The organism is Ralstonia mannitolilytica (genome assembly GCF_905397375.1).
GTDB classification, from domain to species: Bacteria; Pseudomonadota; Gammaproteobacteria; order Burkholderiales; family Burkholderiaceae; genus Ralstonia; species Ralstonia mannitolilytica.
The window spans coordinates 619,755-641,145 of record NZ_CAJPVG010000001.1 but is presented as its reverse complement, the minus strand read 5'-3'; the positions used below and the strand labels follow the sequence as shown (position 1 = coordinate 641,145).

Annotated in this window: 24 protein-coding genes; 13 read left to right on the top strand and 11 right to left on the bottom strand. The window is 64.6% G+C overall.

Annotated features, from left to right (window positions below):
- Window positions 1-14: 14 nt before the first annotated feature.
- The 5 genes from KHN96_RS02745 to KHN96_RS02725 form a co-directional block, all read right to left on the bottom strand.
- Window positions 15-1,268 carry a hypothetical protein gene (locus tag KHN96_RS02745; protein WP_062738594.1) on the bottom strand — a complete coding sequence of 418 codons (1,254 nt, stop codon included), beginning with the start codon at window positions 1,266-1,268 and terminating at the stop codon, window positions 15-17.
- Window positions 1,265-2,425 (bottom strand): DUF6708 domain-containing protein, encoded by a 1,161-nt coding sequence (locus KHN96_RS02740; protein ID WP_238587567.1) that lies wholly within the window; start codon window positions 2,423-2,425, stop codon window positions 1,265-1,267. Before KHN96_RS02740 ends, KHN96_RS02745 begins: the two co-directional genes overlap by 4 nt.
- On the bottom strand, window positions 2,422-2,733 hold the full coding sequence (locus KHN96_RS02735) for a hypothetical protein (RefSeq protein WP_062738595.1): 312 nt from the start codon (window positions 2,731-2,733) through the stop codon (window positions 2,422-2,424). The genes KHN96_RS02740 and KHN96_RS02735 overlap by 4 nt, the downstream gene beginning before the upstream one ends.
- Before the next feature lie 4 nt (window positions 2,734-2,737).
- Window positions 2,738-3,538, bottom strand: coding sequence for a phage late control D family protein (locus KHN96_RS02730; protein ID WP_238587568.1), 801 nt, complete (start codon window positions 3,536-3,538; stop codon window positions 2,738-2,740).
- A gap of 512 nt (window positions 3,539-4,050) precedes the next feature.
- A complete protein-coding gene (locus KHN96_RS02725; RefSeq protein WP_180964199.1) occupies window positions 4,051-4,644 on the bottom strand; it encodes a J domain-containing protein in 594 nt (197 codons plus the stop codon).
- A 136-nt stretch (window positions 4,645-4,780) separates the two neighbouring features.
- Here KHN96_RS02725 and KHN96_RS02720 point away from each other — a divergent pair, with 136 nt between their 5' ends.
- Window positions 4,781-5,125 carry an ArsR/SmtB family transcription factor gene (locus tag KHN96_RS02720; RefSeq protein WP_062738598.1) on the top strand — a complete coding sequence of 115 codons (345 nt, stop codon included), beginning with the start codon at window positions 4,781-4,783 and terminating at the stop codon, window positions 5,123-5,125.
- Complete coding sequence (locus tag KHN96_RS02715) at window positions 5,115-5,633, top strand: SRPBCC family protein (RefSeq protein ID WP_062738599.1); 519 nt, start codon at window positions 5,115-5,117, stop codon at window positions 5,631-5,633. Before KHN96_RS02720 ends, KHN96_RS02715 begins: the two co-directional genes overlap by 11 nt.
- Window positions 5,634-5,703: 70 nt before the next feature.
- On the opposite strand, the gene KHN96_RS02710 is transcribed toward KHN96_RS02715, so the two are convergent.
- Both KHN96_RS02710 and KHN96_RS02705 read right to left on the bottom strand, forming a co-directional pair.
- Window positions 5,704-6,081, bottom strand: coding sequence for a cupredoxin domain-containing protein (locus KHN96_RS02710; protein ID WP_062738600.1), 378 nt, complete (start codon window positions 6,079-6,081; stop codon window positions 5,704-5,706).
- Window position 6,082: 1 nt separating this feature from the next.
- Window positions 6,083-7,042 carry a metallophosphoesterase family protein gene (locus KHN96_RS02705; protein ID WP_062738601.1) on the bottom strand — a complete coding sequence of 320 codons (960 nt, stop codon included), beginning with the start codon at window positions 7,040-7,042 and terminating at the stop codon, window positions 6,083-6,085.
- A gap of 180 nt (window positions 7,043-7,222) precedes the next feature.
- Between KHN96_RS02705 and KHN96_RS02700 the strand changes: the two genes are divergently transcribed.
- Both KHN96_RS02700 and KHN96_RS02695 read left to right on the top strand, forming a co-directional pair.
- Window positions 7,223-7,852 carry an RNA polymerase sigma factor gene (locus tag KHN96_RS02700; RefSeq protein ID WP_062738602.1) on the top strand — a complete coding sequence of 210 codons (630 nt, stop codon included), beginning with the start codon at window positions 7,223-7,225 and terminating at the stop codon, window positions 7,850-7,852.
- On the top strand, window positions 7,842-8,657 hold the full coding sequence (locus KHN96_RS02695; RefSeq protein WP_062738603.1) for an anti-sigma factor family protein: 816 nt from the start codon (window positions 7,842-7,844) through the stop codon (window positions 8,655-8,657). Before KHN96_RS02700 ends, KHN96_RS02695 begins: the two co-directional genes overlap by 11 nt.
- A gap of 24 nt (window positions 8,658-8,681) precedes the next feature.
- On the opposite strand, the gene KHN96_RS22900 is transcribed toward KHN96_RS02695, so the two are convergent.
- From KHN96_RS22900 to KHN96_RS02680, 4 genes are all read right to left on the bottom strand, one after another.
- Window positions 8,682-8,816: a hypothetical protein gene (locus tag KHN96_RS22900; protein ID WP_045219183.1), complete on the bottom strand. Its 135-nt coding sequence runs from the start codon at window positions 8,814-8,816 to the stop codon at window positions 8,682-8,684.
- 42 nt (window positions 8,817-8,858) lie between these two features.
- Entirely contained in the window at window positions 8,859-9,251 is a 393-nt protein-coding gene (locus KHN96_RS02690; RefSeq protein ID WP_045219185.1) for a tautomerase family protein, read from the bottom strand.
- A gap of 52 nt (window positions 9,252-9,303) precedes the next feature.
- Window positions 9,304-9,720 carry a MarR family winged helix-turn-helix transcriptional regulator gene (locus tag KHN96_RS02685; protein ID WP_045220362.1) on the bottom strand — a complete coding sequence of 139 codons (417 nt, stop codon included), beginning with the start codon at window positions 9,718-9,720 and terminating at the stop codon, window positions 9,304-9,306.
- A gap of 158 nt (window positions 9,721-9,878) precedes the next feature.
- The gene (locus KHN96_RS02680; protein WP_062738604.1) at window positions 9,879-10,562 is read right to left on the bottom strand and encodes a DUF2076 domain-containing protein; all 684 of its coding nucleotides are present in this window, start codon (window positions 10,560-10,562) and stop codon (window positions 9,879-9,881) included.
- Window positions 10,563-10,747: 185 nt separating this feature from the next.
- Here KHN96_RS02680 and KHN96_RS02675 point away from each other — a divergent pair, with 185 nt between their 5' ends.
- The 9 genes from KHN96_RS02675 to KHN96_RS02635 all read left to right on the top strand — a co-directional run bounded on the left by KHN96_RS02675 (window position 10,748) and on the right by KHN96_RS02635 (window position 21,194).
- On the top strand, window positions 10,748-13,111 hold the full coding sequence (locus KHN96_RS02675; protein WP_062738605.1) for a bifunctional salicylyl-CoA 5-hydroxylase/oxidoreductase: 2,364 nt from the start codon (window positions 10,748-10,750) through the stop codon (window positions 13,109-13,111).
- Window position 13,112: 1 nt separating this feature from the next.
- Window positions 13,113-13,895 (top strand): SDR family NAD(P)-dependent oxidoreductase, encoded by a 783-nt coding sequence (locus KHN96_RS02670; RefSeq protein ID WP_062738606.1) that lies wholly within the window; start codon window positions 13,113-13,115, stop codon window positions 13,893-13,895.
- Window positions 13,892-14,476, top strand: coding sequence for a MarR family winged helix-turn-helix transcriptional regulator (locus KHN96_RS02665; protein WP_045219190.1), 585 nt, complete (start codon window positions 13,892-13,894; stop codon window positions 14,474-14,476). Before KHN96_RS02670 ends, KHN96_RS02665 begins: the two co-directional genes overlap by 4 nt.
- Window positions 14,477-14,493: 17 nt before the next feature.
- Entirely contained in the window at window positions 14,494-15,354 is an 861-nt protein-coding gene (locus KHN96_RS02660; RefSeq protein WP_045219192.1) for an enoyl-CoA hydratase family protein, read from the top strand.
- 1 nt (window position 15,355) lies between these two features.
- Window positions 15,356-16,537 (top strand): acyl-CoA dehydrogenase family protein, encoded by a 1,182-nt coding sequence (locus KHN96_RS02655; protein WP_062738607.1) that lies wholly within the window; start codon window positions 15,356-15,358, stop codon window positions 16,535-16,537.
- A gap of 27 nt (window positions 16,538-16,564) precedes the next feature.
- On the top strand, window positions 16,565-18,181 hold the full coding sequence (locus KHN96_RS02650) for an AMP-binding protein (protein WP_062738608.1): 1,617 nt from the start codon (window positions 16,565-16,567) through the stop codon (window positions 18,179-18,181).
- On the top strand, window positions 18,178-18,606 hold the full coding sequence (locus KHN96_RS02645) for an acyl-CoA thioesterase (protein WP_045219198.1): 429 nt from the start codon (window positions 18,178-18,180) through the stop codon (window positions 18,604-18,606). Before KHN96_RS02650 ends, KHN96_RS02645 begins: the two co-directional genes overlap by 4 nt.
- Before the next feature lie 14 nt (window positions 18,607-18,620).
- Window positions 18,621-19,013 (top strand): RidA family protein, encoded by a 393-nt coding sequence (locus KHN96_RS02640; RefSeq protein WP_045219199.1) that lies wholly within the window; start codon window positions 18,621-18,623, stop codon window positions 19,011-19,013.
- Between the two features lie 540 nt (window positions 19,014-19,553).
- A complete protein-coding gene (locus tag KHN96_RS02635; protein ID WP_045220366.1) occupies window positions 19,554-21,194 on the top strand; it encodes a methyl-accepting chemotaxis protein in 1,641 nt (546 codons plus the stop codon).
- The last annotated feature ends 197 nt before the right edge of the window (window positions 21,195-21,391 follow it).

Below are 21,391 nucleotides of genomic sequence, written 5' to 3'. Positions count from 1 at the left end.
TGCTTGTGCTGTCCTTACTTCTTGTCTTTGATGTTCCCCTGGACGGTACTTTCAGGGAATAGGCTCTTAGGCGCGGCTGCCAATGCCTTGCTCAACGCAGCCAGAAACTCAATCTCAAATTGCTCCGACACATGCCATCGACCGAGTTGCCCCTTCTTTTCAAAGGTAAATTTCTCATCGATTTCAAGCACGCCATTTTCCGAGAGTTTTGCAAGTAGCGGGTCCTCGTATGCGATGCGCAAAGGGCATGACAGTTGGGTGGGCGATTTCTCGGTGCAATCGGCCGTGGGGCTCAAGGACATCACGCGCTGGCTCAATGTTTTTGAATGGCTGACGCCGAACCGGTCCTGCCGATTATTTGTCGGTGAGGCTGAAAGGTCTTTCTTTTGCAACACCTCCAGGCCGTCCATGAACGCTTTGCGGAGCCTCTCGTTTCCGATTGGCGCCCCCAGCGATTCGCTATGTTGGTCGCCACCGTATTGGGTCTGAACAAACTCCGCGGGCACCATAGCGACCTCAAAACCAGAGCCCCCCTCGGCCGCTGGGCGAATGACAAAACCAACGGTCGTCTTCAAATCACCGACCTTGACATCAACCGTGCATCCACGGGAGCGTGAAGTGTTTTCGTATCCGATTTCCCGAATGTTAGACAAATCAGGAGGTCCTGCCTGTATTGCATCGATCGATGACAAGTACGAACTCATCGATATATTGAATAAGGATGCGGATGCCCCCTTCGATTTACAGGCTGGCGTGGTGGGAGGGGCGAGGTAGAAGGCTGCTGCCGCCGCCACAACGCCAAGCCCTGTCGCCCACCCGCCAAAGCGCCACAGCCTTTTACGCCGATTCATCCGGATCGAAATCGGTCTGATTTTTTCCAGAAAACGATCTGGATCCAGCTCACAATAGGAAATTAGCCGGGTCTCGGCCACAAGGTCTTCGTCGCTTTCGGACGTCTTCAAGACCTTGGATGCAACCTCATCCAACATCTCGTCAGGCACGAGACCATGCTTGACCAGCCAATGCATGGCGCCCCCAGGGCTGGCAAACAGCGGGGCGTCAAGGAGAATGCGCTTCGTGCTGACGGCCTTCGTGTCTTGAAGCAATTGGATCGCTTGATCATGGACGGCTTCGGTGATGAAACCGTCCATCAGCAGCACGCTGAGCTTCCATTCGTCGGTGTGCTGGTCAATCTCGATTGCTCGCCAGGCCAACGGGCCCGTACTGGTTGTTGCGGAAGCGGTGGCGATCGTTTGTTCGTGAGTCATGTTGAATTTTTGACAGGTGAATCGAGCGTTGGCGCGATCATCGCGTTAAACACCGCCTGGGATTTCTGTTGCTTGAGGATGGCTTCTGCCTCGGATCGGGTCAGCGCGCCCTCTCGCCTGCGCTGGGGTTCCAGTGCCCACGCGCGTTCCAGGTCTGCCCGCGAGGGCCTGCCGCCTGGTCCGCTGGCGAAACCGATGTAGTCGTCGGCGTAGGGGCGGGCGTACGGGTCGTTGGGTTCGGGCTTGCAGGCTGCCTCAATCTCGGCGGGCCACACCGGGTCGCTACAGGTGGCAAGCACAAGCCAGCGTACCGTCGCGTCCAGCAGCATGAACGGGAAGAAGACGTAGTCGAAGAGCGAACTGAACAGGCTGGAGAGCTTGTCTTCGCGACAAATCTTGAAGCCTTCCCAGAACGATTCGCGGGGGTTCCAGAAGCGGTGCGGCTCGGGCAAATCGGCGGGGCCGTCTTGCATGTAGCGACGGTAGTACTCCCATTGTTGTTGGGCTTGCTCCAGCGTGAACATCAATCGCCCGAGCACGAAGCCGCGCACGACGTTGCCGTTTGCATCCAGTGTGTAGTGGCGGATGTCGTACATGGAATAGCTGGTGGATAAGCCGCCCACCCTACGCTTGCCGATGCAAAAGAACTCGTCGTTGCTCCAGGGCACTTCCCAAAGGCCCTCGCGGTCTTTGGTGCGCATGGCGTAGATGCGCCGCGTCTTGCGATTCAGGCGGATGGGACGGCGCTTGAGGGAAAGCAGATAGCGGCGGGCTGCGTCGCCTCCAATTAGGCCGAAGAATGCAGAAGATGCAAGCCCGAGGATCGTTCCAAATACAGTCGCAATCCAATTTCCATTCTCCCCCATCTCTTCGGCTGAGACATGAAATGGTGTCGATGCAAACATCGCCCCGAGGAAAAGTGAAAATCCGACCGCGACTGCACAGATCAAGAGCAGCATCCCGGCCAACTGCACACGCGTTTGCGATTCGTCGGTGATCTCCAGGCACGTCGAGTCGATACGGTAGACGTTACCAATCTCGAAAATCTCATCGCTCGCGGGTTGGTCAATGTGCAGCCGGTGTTCTCGCTCCCACTCTCCAAGTGGCTTGCCTCTTTGGTAAAAATAAATACGCTCATCTTTTGGCGCAAATCTCATTTCACGCCCTCGTCCTTGACTTCGATTCCCAATTGCACAAACTCCTTCCACTCGGCTTCCATCGAGTGATATTTGTCGGGGTCGGGCCGCTTGGCAAAGCGGCATTTCTGAACCCACTTGAGCGTGGCGGGATCATCCAGCATCGCCAAGCCAACGTTCACGCCAAACAGGATTACAAGGGCCGGCCAGACCGGGACCCCACCAAATATCAGAGGGAAAATATCGGCTGCGACCGGGAGCGCTGCTGCCGCGAGGCCAGAAGCGCTTGAGGTCATATACAAGACCGCGACGAGGCGATTTCCTTTCATGTACTCATCGCCCGCATGGTAAGCATCCCACCCAACAGCCACAGTTGCTCCCGCAAAGCCAATCCACCTTCCCCCGCGCGCCAGTCTTTCTCCCTTCGCCACCCATTCTTCTCGCGGCGTAGCCCGCATGGCTCTTGCCACCAGCGGATGCGTCGGCGCCTTGGACACTGCCACGCCCGCCTGCTCGGCCAGCGTCACTGTGCTCGATGTGCCAGGCGATGCCCCATTCCTGCGTCAGGCGCTGGAAGAATTCGAAGTCGGACTCGTTGTATTGGACTTGGTATTCGCGCTTGGGATAGCGGGCGATGTCGAGGCGGCGCTCGACGGGGAAGATGTAGCCTCCGAGCAGCGTGTCCAGAATCTCCACCACTGTCTGCTGCTGGAAGATGCGGGTGTCGCGGTTGAGCGTGGCGAGCCAAAGCCAGGGGCGCAGCGTGAGACGATATTTGAGTGGGCGGCCGCCGTTGACGGGGATGGGACCGACGATGTCGGTGACAAGCCCGCTGATTTCTCGGGTGCCGGCGTCGGTGCCGTCCAACGCGATGGTGACAGTGAGTTCCTGGCTGCGCAGGGCGTTGGTATCTAGGTCGGCACCGGGGCCGTAGAGGACGTTGCGTTCGTCGGGGGTCTTGAGTTCGATTTCGTACTCGAACAGTTCGCACAGCCGCTCGGTGCCGGAGAGCTTGGAGAACACCAACGCCGGTTCGCCGAGAATCTCGGGCAGGCCTTGGCCCGTGACGGAAACTGTGCGCGCATTCAGCAAGGCAGGACGGTGGCCCATCGACGGTGTTCCAACAGAAGTCATGGAACCCGCGTTTTGCAATGAGCCAACCAGCGGCCAACGCGGGGGAACTGGCAAGGCTAGCTTGCACAGGCCCCGACTTCTATCAGCCCAACAAGAATTCACATGTTGTTGGCGCGTCGAGCGACTCCTTGCGGTACAACGTTCAGTTAGCGGCGAATATCGACGTTACGTGCAATACGACCGCAGTCGTGGATGTATGACGTGCTCCACAGCGGGCAAAGGGCGGGCGAACCCAGGCAGGTTTGGAACACCGACACATAACAATCGGCACGGCCGAAGCCGTACAAGCCTGGCTCGCCCAATGAGGGAGACGAAGCCAAGCCATAGCGGTTGAGGACAAGCACCTATGCTCGGCGCTTGCCCGTTATGTGCGAGGGGTTCCAAGCCTCGATCGCTTTCTCTATGGCACGGAAACGATGGCGCAGAGTGTGCCGATGGCTGCTTCGTCTGAGCAGGGGCTATGGCCGGTCGGATGGTGTCTCGCCGCCCCACGCTCGTGGGAATCCGGCACGCTATTGCCGCACACCAAACAAACCATGCCAGAACGATTCGAACGCACGGCGCGGCGACGCTGGCTCGTCGGGCGCGGACGCTGGTTCTTCGGGCGTCGAGGCTGCGCACGTGTCGGACGCATCCGTTGCAGGCTCGGGCGAGCGGCGCGCTTCCTGCAAGGCCCACACGCTGTCGGCGATGCGCGCGGCCAGTTCTGCATCGCAGTCCCGACCGAGCAGCACGCCGAACAGGACGTCGCGATTGTGGCCATCCTCGGCAAAGCGCATGGCTGTCGCGACCATCGTTTCGTAGCGTTCCTGCGCAAGGCGTTCGCGCTCGCGTTGCGCTTCGCGCTCCTGTGCTTCCTGTGCGTCACGCTCCGCTTGCCAACGCTGCATTTCCTGCGCGAAGACCTCGTCGTAGACGCGCCGCTGCTCAGCGTCGGAGAGGATGGCGTAGGCCTCGCGGATCTCCTGGAACGCCGCATAGGCCTCGGCTTCGCGGCCGGGGTTGCGATCGGGGTGCCACTTCATTGCGGCGCGGCGGTAAGCGCGCTTGATTTCGTCCAGGGTCGCGTCCGGCTGCACGCCGAGGGTCGCGTAGATGGTCGTCATGTGCGGTGTGGCGGCTGCCGGGGGGAAAGTCATCCTAGCATGGGTATGTGGACACTTTTGCGGACCAATGTCGCGCATCGGCACGCGTCGTTGAGCGCGCTTGCATCGACGGATTCTCAAGCGTATAGTTAGCCAAATGGATAACAATGGAATTGCGCTAGACGCGGTATTTCACGCGCTGTCGGACCCAACGCGCAGGGCGGTTATTCAACGGCTCGGCGAAGGGCCCGCGACGGTCAGTGAACTGGCAGGGCCATTCGACATGGCGCTGCCGTCGTTCATGAAGCACATGCGGGTGCTGGAAGGCGTCGGGCTGGTCCGCTCGGAAAAGAGCGGACGAATCCGGACGTGCATGCTCGAGCGCAAGAAGCTGGCTGCCGCCGAGCGCTGGTTTGAGCAACAGCACGCGATCTGGGCGAGCAGGTACCGCAATCTGGACAACCTCTTAGAGAAACTCCAAGGAGAAGGCAGTGAAGGCTGATCTTCGGTTTGATTTCGTGGTCGACATGCAAAAGAGCAGCCTCACGGTGAGGCGAGAGTTCGCGGCGAAGCGCCAGCTTGTGTGGGATTGCCATACCAAGCGCGAACTGCTCGATCAGTGGTTTGCGCCCAAGCCGCTGACCACCAAGACCAAGCACATGGAATTCAAAGAGGGCGGCTACTGGCACTACGCCATGATCACCCCCGATGGACAGTCGTTCTGGAGCCGCCTGGACTATCAGAAGATCAATCCGATAGACGGCTATGCGGCACTTGATGCTTTTTCCGATGAAGCCGGCACGGTGAATCCTGATCTGCCTCGCGCGCGCTGGGATGTCACCTTTGCCGATGCGAACGAACGCACCCTCGTGACGACCGTGGTGTTGTACAACTCGCCGGAGGATGTGCAGAAGGTCATCGACATGGGGTTGAAGGACGGCATGACCTCCACCCTGGAGCGACTCGACGAACTGCTGCTGACCTTGGCCGAGCGCGACGCGCTGGCCTAAGACCGCGCTCGCAGATGAAAACGCCCCGACCTGTTCGGGGCGTTTTGCGTTGGGTATGCGGCGCTGCGCTTCAGGTGACGGTCAGCGTTCCATTCATCGTCTCGTGGCCCGAGCCGCAGAAGATGTCGCACAGGAAATCGAACGTGCCCGTCTTGTCGGGTGTGAGCGCCAGCCGCACGGTCTGCCCCGGCACCACATCGGCCCGTACGTTGAAATCCGGAATCGAAAAGCCCATCAGGATGTCTTGCCCGGTCAGCTCGAACACCACAGGCACGCCGCGCTTGAGCGTGATCTTGTCGGGCGTGAAAGTGAACTTGCGCGCGTGCACGCGGATGACCGCCGGGCCCTCGCCGTGCGCAATGCAGGCGAGGGCCGCGCCGGCCGCCAGCACGGTGAACTGACGCAGCGCCAGGCGGCGCTTGGGGTTGTGTGCGATGAAGGCGCGCATGTCAGGTGGTCTCCGGGGTCTTGGTGGCGGTGGCTTCGCTGGTGGGTTGGATCGGCTGCTCGGCCAGCGCCCAGGTGGCGGCGTCCTGCTTGCCGTGCTCGGCGATGCTGCGCCAGCCCAGGCCGCGATACGGTGCGGCGGCATCCCAAGGGATCGGGTTGCGTTTTGCCTGCGAGCCCGGCGCGGGCGGTGCGGGCAGCGGGAACATCAGCGAGCGCGCCGAGTGGTGCGCGATGTGCCCGGTCATGTGGTGATGCTCCTGGTGAATGTGGCCGTAGAACACCGTCACGTTGGGGTGCGGCATGAGCAAGTCGATGACCTGCTGGCCATCGCGCGTGGCCCAGTCCCATTGCGGGTACAGATCGAACAGCGGCCGGTGCGTGAACACGACGATGGGCGTGTGCGCCGGCACGGAGCGCACATCTGCCGCCAGCCACGCGAGCTGTGCATCGCCCACGCGCGCGGACGGGTCCGACACGTTGTCGATGGCGATGAAGTGCACGCCCTTGTGATCGAACGAATAGTGCGTGCGGCCGAAGAGTTCGATATAGGCCTCGCCGTTGTCCAGCGAAGCATCGTGCTCGCCGGGCATGGTCCGGACCACGGGCACGTTGAGCCCCGCGGCCAGGTCGCGGAATTCGGCAAGACGCTTGCGGCGCTCCGCCGGGTCGTCGCTGATGTGCGTCAGGTCGCCCGTGAAGATGACGAAATCCGGCGCGGGCGAGAGCGCATTCACGGCGGCAATCGCCTTGGGCAGCGTGCCACGTGCATCGGGGTTGGGTGCGCCCTTGAAGCCCCAGTGCGTGTCGGATAGCTGCACGAAGTAGAAGTCTTCCGGCGCGCGGCCGTTTGCGTGCGCAGTGGCGGCCATGGCCTGCCAGCCGCGCAGGCCGGAGGCGTAGACCGCACCGCCCACTGCCGCGAGTTGCAGGAACTGGCGTCGGCCGGGTGATTGGCTCATGAGGGTCCCCTGGGTTGGATGGTCGAGCCGGCGCGGTGACGGGTGCGCCGGTCCTGCCTGTCATACCGGGGGCGGATGCGGCGTATTCCGCCAAACGCGCGTTTGCCGCGAAATTTCTCGGGTGCGGGAATAAACTGGTTTGCGCCTTGGTATACCCAGGTCAACTGCCCCCAGGCTGCCATGTCCGACCCCGCCCTCGCGCCGTCCGCCGACGCCCAGCGTTTTGCGCTGGCCGTGCTGCCGCATGTCGATGCCGCCTACAACCTGGCGCGTTGGCTCGCCGGCAACACGCAGGACGCCGACGACATCGTCCAGGAAGCCTGCCTGCGCGCGTTCCGGCTGTTCGGCGGATTCCGCGGCGCAGACGGCCGTCCGTGGCTGCTCGCGATCGTGCGCAACACGTGGTACTCCGAATGCGCGCGCCGCAAGCAGGCGCCCGCCCAGCCCTGGGACGAGGCGTTCGATACCACCGACGACGACACCACCGGCTACGGCATCGACCCGGCCGCGCTGCTCGCTCGCGTGGATGATGTGCGCCGCGTGCAGGCCGCGCTGGCACGGCTTCCCGTGCCGTATCGCGAGGTGATCGTGCTGCGCGAGCTGGAGGAGCTGCCCTATCGTGATATCGCGGTGATCATCGAGGCGCCGATCGGGACGGTCATGTCGCGGCTGGCCCGTGCGCGGCAGCAGCTCGCGCGCCTGTTGACCGAAGACGGCGCGCCGCCGCGCACGAACGTGACGCCCATCCGCGCAACGGCGGGCAGCGGCAATCGCCCCAAGGGCACCAAGGAGGCCCGCCATGACCTGTGACGACATCCGCGCCCTGCTTGCTGCGCGCGCCGATGGCGAACTCGCTGCGGCCGACAGCCTGCGCATGGATGCGCACCTTGCCGCCTGCGCCGGCTGCGCGGAGGCGGCCGCGCGCCATGACGCCACCGTGGATGCGTTGCGCCAAGGTTTGCGCGCGCCGGCGCTGTATGCGAGGGCGCCGGCCGACCTGGCCGCCCGCGTGCGGTCCGCCGTGCAAGCCGAGGCGGGCGCGCAACCGGCCTCACCGTCGGCGGCGCGCCGCAGCGCAGGCTCGGCGTGGAAACGCTTGACCGGCTGGCTGGTGGCGCCCGGCACCGGCGTGGGCTGGGGTTTGAGCGCCGGCGCCGTTGCCGCCATGGCGCTTGGCGTGGGCGTACTCGTTGGCCGCCCCGACACCTCGGCGCTGACCGCCCGCGATATCACGGCCAGCCATGTACGGGCGCTGCTGGGCGCGCGCGAGACCGACGTCGTGTCGTCGGATCGCCATACCGTCAAGCCGTGGTTCAACGGCCGCATCGATTACGCGCCGCCGGTCGTGGATCTGGCCGCGCGCGGGTTTCCGCTGGTCGGGGGGCGGCTCGATTATGTGGACGGCCACCCGGTGGCGGTGCTCGTCTATCGCGCGGCCCAGCATCCGGTCGACCTGTACGTGCGGCCCGAAAGCGGCACCGACACGGCGCCCGTCCTGCGCACCGAGCGCGGCTACCAGTTGCTGCACTGGCGCCGTGCCGGTATGGGTTACTGGGCCATCACCGACGCCTCTGCCGATGTGGTGGAAGCCTTTGCCAACGCCCTGCGAGATTGAACCGCACGCGCATGGGCGCGAGGTTCAGGGCCGCAGCAGATCGAACCCGGCCAGCAGCACAATGCCTGCCAGGGCCATGGACGCCAGCGAGTGCTGGCCGAAATACAGCAACGCGGCGGCCAGCCAGCTGGCCGCAAAGAATGCACCCATGCGGTTCATGATTTGCCCCTGAAGTTTGGCCTGCCGTGCTGCGCGCCCACCTCACGCGTGCTGAAAGCGGTACTCCTGCGTCTTGCCGCCATAGCCGTAAGCCGCGGCCCGGACGTCCTGTATATAGATATAGGACTCCTCGTGCAGATTGCCGAGCAGTGCTGAGAAGGCCTCGAACGCCTCGGCGATGTACTGCGCCTTCTCTGCCTTGGTGTTGGTTTCGTCCGTCACCTTGATGTCGAAATAGACGCTGTTCTTGCCCTGCGCAGCCAACGTTTGCCCGCCGACGACCCAGTCCGCCGGGTCGATGTAGTCGATGGCGATGGCCGTCACCTTCGGGTCTTTACCGAGGATGCGCGAGGTGAGTTCGAGCAGCGTGGACGCGATCTTCTGCGTCATCTCGGCAGAACGCTGGGCACTGACTTTGACGTTGAGGATCGGCATGATGATTCTCCTTGTTAATTAGCAATGCAACTATATGTACCAAAAAAAACGCTCAGGTCAGGGTCGAGCGCACACCCCGGATCTTCGTCACCGTATCGGTGAACTCGGCGGTGCCCAGCACACGCTTCAACCGTGCCGTGACGGCGCCGCTCGCTTCATTGAGCGCGGCCCCGATCTTCACCGCTTCGCGCGTCGGAAAGATGGCAGTCTCGCGGCCATCGGCTTCCGTCTTGCGGCGCTCGATCAAGCCCTTGGCTTCCAGCCCATCCAGCGCGCGGGTTGCCGTGGGCCGCGTGATGGACATGGCTGCCGAAAGCTCGCTCTGCAGCATGCCCGGGCGGTCGACGATCGCGCGGAGCATGAAGCCCTGCGGAGGCGTCAGGCCGAACGGCGCAAAGGCGTCTGCCCAGACGCGGTCGAGCTTGCGTGCCAGGGCGGTGGTGTTGAAGTACAGGCAGTGGTCGAACATGGTGAGTTGCATGTTAGACGGTGATGGTTAGATATGCAACTTGTTTTTTCCAGGTGCCATGTCGAAGCTGTGTTGCCGCGGAAAGCTGGCGAGAAAGGCGCCCCAAGTTGGGAACTTCCTTCTCGGGGCGCGATATCGGGTGGGGCTCGGCCTGGGGGCTAGATCAGCGTCGAATCGTCGTCGGAATAGTCGCTGCCGACCAGGTCGCTGTCGTCGAGCAGGCCGAGGCTGTCGTCGCGCGAGGCCGTGGTGGTGGTGCCGGCGCTGTCCCCGTCGAAATAGTTGTTGATCACGGTTTCGGTGGGACCGCCCATCAGCGGCTGCTGGCCAAGGAAGCCGCCACCCCCGTTGTTGTGGTGCAGCAGGTTTTCAATCCCCTGGAACAGGAGCGCGCCGCCGGCCACGCCGGCCGCCGTGGTGGCGATGCTGCCAAGCGTGCTGCCGAGGCCGCCGCTCAAGAATCCTGGGCGCGCGGGCTGGGCCTGGGCCGCTTGCGGTTGAGGCGGCATGGGCGTTGGGGCGGCCTGCTGCGGTGCGTATCCCGGGGTGGACGCCGCGCCTGCGGTGTGGTTGCCCCAGTTGTTGGCCGGGTCCATGAACGCTGTGCTGCGGCCGGCCTGCGCCGCCTGCAGCTGATTCTGCAGAGCGGCAATCTGCGAGCGCGCTGCGGCCAGCGCCTGGTCGAGCAGCATCGCGCGCTGCACGAGCAGGTACGCGGCGTCGGGCTGCTGGGCAACGGCTTGCGTGATGCGCGCTTCGGCGTGCGGGTCCTTCGCCTCGGCGCGCGCCTGGACGAGCTGGGCAAGGAAGGTGTCCAGGGCTTGCATCTCTTGCGGTGTCATGATGGTGCCTTCGAACTGGTATGTGACGAGCCCACTCTAGAAAGCCAAACTTAAGCCAGTATTAAGAACGACGTGCCGCATCGCGCACGTGCCGCTGCATCGCCTGCCTTCGGACATTCCCTGAAATTACTTTACAACTAAACTATTCATGACTAAGGTACTACCGCATTGAACGCGGAGCCGTCATGAAGATCGTCTGTATTGGTGGTGGGCCGGCTGGCCTCTACTTCGCCCTGCTCATGAAGCTGCAGGATCCGTCACACGACATCACCGTGGTCGAGCGCAACCGGCCGTATGACACCTTCGGCTGGGGCGTGGTGTTCTCTGACCAGACGCTGAGCAACCTGCAGCGCGCCGACGCCAAGAGCGCCGCGCAGATCCTCGATGCCTTCAACCACTGGGACGACATTGAAGTCCACATCCGCGGCCAGGTGGTGCGTTCGGGCGGCCACGGCTTCTGCGGCATCGGGCGCAAGCGCCTGCTGAACATCCTGCAGGCGCGCTGCGAGGAAGAGGGCGTCAGGCTGGTCTTTGAAACCGACGTGCAAGATGACACCGCGTACGCCGATGCCGACCTCATCATCGCAAGCGACGGCCTGAACAGCCGCATCCGCACCAAGTACGCCGCCACGTTTCAACCCGATATCGACACGCGCCGCTGCCGCTTTGTGTGGCTGGGCACGCACAAACTGTTCGAGGCGTTCACGTTTGCATTCGAAGAGACCGAACACGGCTGGTTTCAGGCGCATGCCTACCGCTTCGATGACAACACCTCCACCTTCATCGTGGAGACGCCCGAAGAGGTCTGGCGCAAGGCCGGGCTCGACACGATGGAGAAGGAAGAGGCCATCGCCTTCTGCGAGCGCCTGTTCGCCAGGCACCTCGACGGCAACCCGCTGATCTCCAACGCGGCGCACCTGCGCGGTTCGGCACAGTGGATCCGGTTTCCGCGCGTGGTGTGCCGGGACTGGGTGCATGCCAATGCCAATGGCACGCCGGTGGTGCTGATGGGCGACGCGGCGCACACGGCACACTTCTCGATCGGCTCGGGCACCAAGCTGGCGCTGGAAGATGCGATCGAACTCGCACGCAGCATCGGCGAGCACCCGGGCGACCTTCGCGGCGCGCTGGAACACTACGAAGCCGTGCGCAGCGTGGAAGTGCTGCGTATCCAGAACGCGGCGCGCAACTCGACCGAGTGGTTCGAGAACGTCGCCCGCTATGCGAGCCTGCCGACCGAGCAGTTTGCGTATTCGCTGCTCACGCGCAGCCAGCGCATCAGCCACGAAAACCTGCGCCAGCGCGACAAGCGCTATCTCGAACAGTTTGAAGACTGGATTGCCGAGCAGGCAGGTGTCCGGCGCGGGCCGCAGCACGGCCCGGTGCCGCCGATGTTCACGCCGTTCACCGTGCGGGGTGTCACGCTCAAGAACCGCGTGGTGGTGTCGCCCATGGCGCAGTACTCGTGTGTCGACGGCCAGCCGGCGGACTACCACCTTGTGCATCTCGGCGCGCGTGCGATGGGCGGTGCTGGCCTCGTCATGGCCGAGATGACATGCGTGTCGCCCGATGCACGCATCACGCCGGGCTGCCCGGGCCTGTGGAACACGGCGCAGCGCGACGGCTGGGCGCGCATCGTCGAGTTCGTGCACGCCAACACCGACGCGAAGCTCGGCATCCAGCTGGGCCACGCCGGCGCCAAAGGCTCGACCCGTGTGGCGTGGGAGGGCATCGATCTGCCGCTGGACGAAGGGCAGAACTGGCCGCTCATCTCGGCATCGCCGCAGCAGTACCTGGACGGCGTGAGCCAGTGGTCGCGCGCCATGACGCGCGACGACATGGCCCGCGTGCGTGATGATTTCGTCCGTTCGGCGCGGCTGGCGGCGCAGGCGGGTTTCGACTGGCTCGAGCTGCACTGCGCACACGGCTATCTGCTGTCGTCGTTTATCTCCCCGCTGACGAACCAGCGCAATGACGAATACGGCGGTTCACTGGAGAACCGGCTGCGCTTCCCGCTGGAAGTGTTCCACGCGGTGCGCGAGGTGTGGCCGAAGAACAAGCCGATGTCGGTGCGCATCTCGGCGCACGACTGGGTGGAGGGCGGCATCACGCCGGACGATGCGGTGGAAATTGCGCGCGTCTTCAAGGCCGCAGGCGCGGACATGATCGATTGCTCGTCGGGCCAGGTCAGCAAGAAAGAGCAGCCCGTGTACGGCCGCATGTTCCAGACGCCGTTTGCCGACCGCGTGCGCAACGAGGCCGGCATCGCCACCATCGCGGTGGGCGCCATCTCCGAGGCAGACCACGTCAACAGCATCATCGCGGCGGGCCGTGCCGACCTGTGCGCCGTGGCGCGCCCGCACCTGGCCAACCCGGCCTGGACGCTGAACGAAGCCGCGCGCATCGGCTATCTCGACATGCCGTGGCCCAAGCAATATCGCGCAGGCAAGCTGCAGCTGGAGCGCAACCTGGAGCGCGAGCGCGCGATGGCGGCGCAGGCGGCGGGGCTGTCGCCGCTGGAGCAGGCCAACCGCATGCAGGGGGTTTGAGATGGCGACACCTGCAATGCTCAGCGGGCACCACGCCGTTGTTACCGGCGCGGGGCGCGGAATCGGCGCGGCGATTGCCGCGCAACTCGCGGCGCATGGCGCCACGCTCACGCTGATGGGCCGCAACGCCGATGTGCTGCACGCCACCGCCAAGACGTTGCCCGACAGCGCCCGCGCACAAGTCGTGACGTGCGACGTGACCGACGAGGCGAATGTGTCAGCCGCATTCGAATCCGCGCGCGCGGGGCTCGGCCCTATCTCCATTCTTGTCAACAACGCGGGCCAGGCGGAGAGCGCACCGTTTGCCAAGACCACGCTCGATCAATGGCAGCGCATGCTGGCCGTCAACCTGACGGGCACGTTCCTGTGCACGCAGGCGGCGCTGGCCGATGTGCAAGCCTCGGGCCGCGGCCGCATTGTCAACATTGCCAGCACGGCGGGGCAACGCGGTTATCCGTATGTGTCGGCGTATGTGGCGGCCAAGCATGGGGTGATCGGGCTCACGCGCTCGCTGGCGCTGGAGCTTGCGGCGCGCGGCGTCACCGTCAACGCAGTCTGCCCCGGCTATACGGAAACCGACATCGTGCGTGAGAGCATCGACCGCATCGTTGCCCGCACCGGCCGCAGCGCGGAAGAAGCGCGGGCCGAGCTGGTGAAGGGCAACCCGCAGGGTCGGTTGATCGCGCCCGACGAAGTGGCGAACGCCGTGGTGTGGCTGTGCTCCGAAGGCGCGTCGTCAATCACGGGGCAGGCCATCTCGGTATCCGGCGGGGAGGTGATGTGAGCACCGAACGCACCCGGCGCAAAACCGCACTCGCCACGCGCGCCTCAGGCCACCACGCCGTTGTGCATGCGCTGGGCGATGAACGTATCGGCCTGGAAGCCCGCGCGCATGTGGACGACCACATAGACGTCAAGATCTGGCTGCGCCTGTTGGCGTGCAGCACGCAGATCGAACAGCAGATCCGCCAGCGCCTGCGCACGCGCTTCAACACCACGCTGCCGCGCTTCGACTATCTGGCGCAACTCGATCGCCACCCGGACGGGCTGCGCATGAACGTGCTGTCGCGCTACCTGATGGTGACCGGCGGCAACGTCACCGGCCTGACCGACCAGCTGGAGAAGGAAGGGCTTGTCAAACGCGAGGCAGATCCGGATGATCGCCGGTCCTTTCGCGTGCTGCTGACGGATGCCGGCCGCCGCCACTTTGCCGAGATGGCCGCCGAACACGAACGCTGGCTGATCGAAATGTTCGACGGCCTTGGCATGGCCAACAAAGACGCGCTCTATGCGCAGCTCGGCCACCTGCGCGTCCACCTCGCGCAGCGCGAGCAAGAGCTGGACGCCCGCGAAGATCAACCTTGAACGAACCCGACCCAACCATGACCGACCCGAATCACCATGTGGACCCGGCCCTGCTGGCCGGCAACCGCCGACCGCTGGCGGGCTATCAAGCCAAGCACTTTCTGTGGAGCGTGGAAGGCGGCGTTGCCACCATCACGCTCAACCGGCCCGAGCGCAAGAACCCGCTCACGTTCGATTCGTATGCCGAGCTGCGTGACCTGTTTCATCAGCTCAAATGGGCGGATGACGTCAAGGCCATCGTGCTGGCCGGCGCGGGCGACAACTTCTGCTCCGGCGGCGATGTCCACGAGATCATCGGGCCGCTGGTGCAACTGAAGGCGCCCGAGTTGCTGATGTTCACGCGCATGACGGGCGAGCTGGTGAAGACGATGCGCGCGTGCCCGCAGCCCATCGTCGCTGCAGTTGACGGCGTGTGCGCCGGCGCGGGCGCCATCCTGGCGATGTCTTCCGACCTGCGCCTGGGCACGGCGCGCAGCAGGACGGCGTTCCTCTTCAACCGCGTTGGCCTGGCCGGCTGCGACATGGGCGCCTGCGCGATCCTGCCGCGCATCATCGGGCAGGGCCGCGCGAGCGAACTGCTCTACACCGGCCGCTCGATGAGCGGCGAAGAGGGCGAGCGCTGGGGCTTCTTCAACCGCCTGTGCGAACCGGCCGAAGTGCTGAGTCAAGCGCAAGCCCTGGCGGCCGACCTGGCCGCCGGCCCGACGTTCGCCAACGGCATCACCAAGACGATGCTGCACCAGGAATGGACGATGACGATCGAGCAGGCCATCGAGGCTGAGGCGCAGGCGCAGGCCATCTGCATGCTGACCGAAGACTTCTCGCGTGCGTACCACGCCTTTGTCGCCAAGCAGAAACCGGTGTTCGAGGGGAACTGAGATGAGCGACAAAGACTATCTGCAATGGCCCTTCTTTGACGACAAACACCGCCAGCTCGAAGCTGAACTCGACGCCTGGGCCACGAAGCATATTCCGCACGACCACGGCCCGGATGTGGATGCCGAGTGCCGCGCGCTGGTCAAATCGCTCGGCCAGGCCGGCTGGCTGCGCCACGCCGTGGGCGGCACCGCGCAAGGCGGTGCCGCCGAGACCATCGACACGCGCGCCATCTGCCTGATCCGAGAGACACTGGCGCGGCATTCCGGCTTGGCCGACTTTGCGTTTGCGATGCAGGGGCTGGGCTCCGGCGCCATCTCGTTGCACGGCACGCCGGAGCAGCGCGAACGCTATCTGACGAAGGTCGCGCGCGGCGAGGCCATCGCTGCATTTGCATTGTCCGAACCGGAGGCCGGCTCCGATGTGGCCGCCATGGCCTGCGCAGCGCGTGAAGACGGCACCGACTACGTGCTCGACGGCGAGAAGACGTGGATTTCCAACGGCGGCATCGCAGATTTCTACGTCGTGTTTGCCCGCACCGGTGAGGCGGGCTCGCGCGGCATCAGCGCGTTCATCGTCGACGCCGGTACGCCGGGCTTTGAGATTGCGGAGCGCATCGACGTGATTGCGCCGCACCCGCTGGCGCGCCTGCGCTTTACCAACTGCCGCATTCCGGCCAGCCAGCGCGTGGGCGCGGCAGGCGAGGGCTTCAAGGTGGCGATGCGAACGCTCGATGTGTTCCGCACGTCGGTGGCGGCAGCCGCGCTGGGTTTTGCGCGCCGCGCGCTGGACGAAGCGCTGGCGCGCGCCACCACCCGCAAGATGTTCAGCGGCGTGCTGGCCGATTTCCAGCTCACGCAGGCCAAGCTTGCGCAGATGGCCACCGCCATCGACAGCGCCGCGCTGTTGACGTACCGCGCCGCATGGCAGCGCGACCAGGGCCGCAACGTGACGCGCGAGGCTGCCATGGCGAAGTTGACCGCTACCGAGAACGCGCAGCAGGTGATCGACGCCGCCGTGCAGATGTGGGGCGGCCTGGGCGTGGTCAGCGAGCAGCCGGTGGAGCGCCTGTACCGCGAGATCCGGGCGCTGCGCATCTACGAAGGCGCGACCGAAGTGCAGCAACTCATCATCGCGCGCGAGCTTCTGCGTACCGCCACCCCTTCCCAGCCCGCAGCGCACTGACACGTTTATCGAGACGGAGAGCTCGCCATGCCCAGCGCCCATATCGACACCTTCGCCCGCGATCGCCTGCCTCCGGTGGAGCTGCAGCCGGTGTATCGCTTCGACCTGCCGGCATTGCAGTTTCCGGCGCAGCTGAACTGCGCGACGGAGCTGCTGGACCGTCGTGTGGCGGCGGGGGAGGGCGATCGCCTGTGCATCCAGGCGCCGGGCATCCGCTGGACGTATGCAGACCTGCAGGAGCACGCCAACCGCATCGCGAACGTGCTGGTGCACGAGATGGGCGTTGTGCCGGGCAACCGCGTGCTGCTGCGCTCGCCCAACAGCCCGATGCTGGCCGCGTGCTGGTTTGCGGTGATGAAGGTGGGCGCGATTGCCGTCACCACCATGCCGCTGCTGCGCGCCAAGGAGCTGGGGCAGATCATCGGCAAAGGCGAGATCGGCTTTGCGCTCTGCGATGCGCGCCTGATTGACGAGCTCAATGACGCGGTTGCGCAGGCCGCCAAGCCGGTCCAGGTGATGCGCTTTCACGATGACACGCCCGAGGGACTGGAAGCGGCCATGGCACGCCAGCCGGCCACGTTCGTCAACGTCGATACGGCGGCGGACGACACGTGCCTGCTCGCCTTCACGTCCGGCACCACCGGCGTGCCCAAGGCGACGATGCACTTTCACCGCGACATCATGGCCATCTGCGCGTGCTGGCCGCCCCATGTGCTCAAGCCGCGGGCCGATGACATCTTCATCGGCAGCCCGCCGATGGCGTTTACGTTCGGCCTTGGCGGCCTGCTGCTGTTTCCGATGAGCGTGGGGGCATCGACGGTGCTGCTGGAGAAGGCGTCGCCGAACGATCTCGTGGACGGCATCCGCACATTCGGCGCGACGGTGCTGTTCACCGCGCCCACCACGTACCGCAACATCGCAGCGCGCGGAGACGAGTTGCGCGCCACGCCGCTGCGCCGCTGTGTGTCGGCGGGCGAAGCGCTGCCGGTGGCCACGCGCACACTGTGGAAGAACGCCACCGGCATCGAGCTGATCGACGGCATCGGCGCGACGGAGATGCTGCACATCTTCATCTCCGCCGCCGATGCCGACGTGCGCCCGGGCGCCACCGGCAAGACCGTTCCCGGCTATGTCGCCCGCGTGGTGGATGACGCAGGCAACCCCGTGCCGCCCGGCACCGTCGGCCGGCTGGCCGTCCAGGGCCCGACCGGTTGCCGCTACCTGGCCGATGACCGCCAGCGCGCCTACGTGCGCAACGGCTGGAACCTCACGGGCGATGCCTACGTGATGGATGAGGAAGGCTACTTCCACTACCACTCGCGCACCGATGACATGATCATCTCGTCGGGTTACAACATCGCCGCGCCCGAGGTGGAAGACGCGCTGATGCAGCATCCGGCCGTGGCCGAGTGCGGCGTGATCGGCGTGCCCGATGAAGAGCGCGGCCAGATCGTCAAGGCCTTCGTGGTGCTGCATCCCGGCCACGCGCCCGGTCCGGAAATGGTGAAGGCGCTGCAGGATTTCGTGAAACAGACGGTGGCGCCGTACAAGTACCCGCGCGCCATCGAGTTCTGCGCGAGCCTGCCGCGCAGTGAAGTCGGCAAGCTGCTGCGCTATCGCCTGCGGGAGCACAACGCGGCATGAGCTACCACTTCGAGCGCGCCACGCGCATCCGCTTCGCCCACTGCGACCCGGCGGGCATCGTCTACTTTCCGCAGTACCTGGTGCTGTTCAACGGCCTGGTCGAAGACTGGTTCACCGATGGGCTGGGCATTTCGTATGCGCAGATGCTCGGCCCGCGCCGCATCGGCCTGCCCATCGTCAAGCTGCACTGCGAGTTCAGCGCCATCAGCCGCATGGGCGACGACGTGCAGTTCAAGCTGAAGGTGGAGCGGCTCGGCAATGCGTCGCTCACGCTGGGCCTCGATTGCTGGGCCGGCGACGAACAGCGCGTGCGCTCGCAGCAGGTGCTGGTATTTACCGATCTCAATACGCATCGCGCGATTGCCGTGCCGCCGGATGTGCGGCAGGCGATCGAGGCAAGCGTCCCACACTGGAACATCGAATAAGAAGGAATCGCATCATGCAAGTGCTTCTCCCCCCCGGCTGGCCGCGCCCGAAAGGCTATGCAAACGGCGTCTCTGCGCGCGGGCGCATGATCTTCGTGGCCGGCATGATCGGCTGGGATGCGCAAGGCGTCTTCCATACCGATGACCTCGCCGGCCAGGTGCGCCAGGCGCTGCAGAACATTGTCGAGGTGCTGGCCGAAGGTGGCGCCAAGCCCGAGCACATCGTGCGCATGACGTGGTATGTGACCGACAAGCAGGCCTACGTTGAGGCGTATCCGGAAATCGGCAAGGCATTCCGTGAGCTGATCGGAAGCTTCAGCATTGCGATGACGGCGGTGGAGGTGTCGGCGCTGGTGGAAGACCGAGCCAAAGTCGAGATTGAGGTGACGGCGGTGGTGCCGGACTGAGCGCAGAAGCTCGGCATACACAAGGCTTCGTACCTGAGAAAGAAGCCTGTATCGGACAGCGGTTCGAGCGCTGAGGAGGGCCGGCTGCCGGCCGGCCGCATGCACCGTGATGACGTGCGGCGGTCACACTGAAATGGCCCTCTAATATGAGAATTAAAATAATTTCACGACGAAAAAATCGCGGCCGGCGAAATACTGAATCCCAGATTTGGTGCGTTTTCATGCACGTGAATTCGGCCCGATGCACGCTGTTCTCATCGTATTGATTCCATTTCGTGCATGAGGTGCGCGCGATACGACGCGTGCGCCAAAAACGAGTCCCATGGCCGCATCTGGCCGCTGCTCAAGATTTGTCCTGCCATGCCGACAAGTCCGGTCGAAGGGGGCCGGAGAAACAGATCGGTAAATGGCGGCCGCATTTTCTTGCGCGGAATTCTTCTGCCTTCCTGCATGCACCTGAGTGCATCGCCGAATGGCCGGCAATGGTATTGCCCGGCCATGACGTCTCTCTCTTGAAGCGCTGAAACAGGAATGAAGCAAATGAGAATCTCGGATATGAAGATCGGCGTACGGCTAGGTGCGGCGTTCGCGCTCGTCGTGCTGCTGCTGATCGGGACCGCGACGGTCGGCATACAGCATCTGGACGACAACAACACGAAGATGAGCCGGATCGTCAGCGAGCGCTATTCGCTGATCGCGCTGAGCAACCAGATCAAGAACAACGGCTACAAGGCCAACGGCATTCTCAGCAACCTGTTGCTGGCCACTTCGCCTGAACAGAAGGCGAAGTACATGAACGACTACGCGGCCATCCGGCAGGCCAACGGGCAGGCGTACGGGCGGCTCGAGAAGCTGCTCAAGACCGACCAGGGAAAGGCACTGTTCAAGGAGCAGTTCGATGCGCGCTCGGCGTATGGCGCGAGCGTGCGCAAGTTCTTCGAGCTCGTCGATGCCAACAGGCCGGAAGACGCGCGCGTGCTCTACCAGGGCGAGATGAGCCGCCTGCAGGACCAGTACTACGTGCTGGTCGACAAGATGGTCGACCACCAGGCCGCCGAGATGGAACGCGACGTGGGCGAAGCGGCCGAGCAGGGGGCCAGCGCGAAGATCCAGATGATCGTGCTGAGCGTGGTGGCGGCGCTGCTGGCTATTGCCACCGGCGGCTTCATCACGCGCACGATCACGCGACCGATCAATCGCGCCGTGCAGCTGGCCGAAGCGGTGGCGCAGGGCAACCTGACGCATCACCTGGAGGTCGACACGCGCGACGAGATCGGCCGCCTGCTCGGTGCGCTCAAGCACATGACGGAAAACCTGCACCGCATTGTCGGGCGCGTGCGCGACGGCACCGACACCATTACCCGGGCGTCGCGCGAGGTGGCCAGCGGCAACCTCGACCTGTCCAGCCGCACCGAGCAGCAGGCGAGCTCCCTGGAGGAGACCGCGGCCGCGATGGAGCAGCTCACGTCCACCGTCAAGCAAAACGCCGACAACGCACAGGAAGCCAGCCGCCTGGCGTCGAATGCGTCGCAGGTCGCCACCAAGGGCGGTGACGCAGTGGGGGATGCGATCGAGACCATGAGCACGATCAACGCGTCGTCGCGCAAGATCGTCGACATCATCGGCGTGATCGACAGCATTGCCTTCCAGACCAACATCCTTGCGCTGAACGCCGCCGTGGAAGCCGCGCGCGCCGGCGAGCAGGGTCGCGGGTTTGCGGTCGTGGCCGGCGAGGTGCGCAGCCTCGCGCAGCGCAGCGCGGCTGCCGCCAAGGAGATCAAGGGGCTCATCGAGGATTCCGTCAGCCACGTCGGCGCCGGTACCGCCAAGGTCGAAGAGGCCGGCCAGATCATCCGCGACGTGGTGGCCGGCATCCAGAATGTGACGAACATCGTCTCGGAGATCAGCGCATCGAGCCGCGAGCAGAGCCAGGGCATCGAGCAGATCAACGAGGCCATCACCCAGATGGACAAGGTCACGCAGGAAAACGCCGCGCTGGTCGAGCAAAGCGCCGCGGCGGCCCAGGCCCTGCAGGACCAGGCCGATCAGCTGGCTCACATGGTCAGCGCGTTCCGGCTTCATGGCGATCTGTCGGATCGCACGCATGCCGTGCATGGCGGGGCCGCGGCCACGTTGCCCGCAGCGGCTGCGGCCTGGGGCGAGGTCCAGACGCTTTCGTAATCTGTCGTTGCAGTGCCGTCGTTGCAGTGATGTTGCTGTCAGCAGTCCAACGGAGGAGGCACGGGCCGTCGCCAGGCGGCTCGTAGAACAAGGAATCGACGTTGCGCCCGGGCGGTTGCCCGGTGTGGCGTTTCGAGCGGTCCCCGCCGTCTGCCGAACACGTGCCTGCTGACCGACCGCTGTGCCGGCTGGAGGGT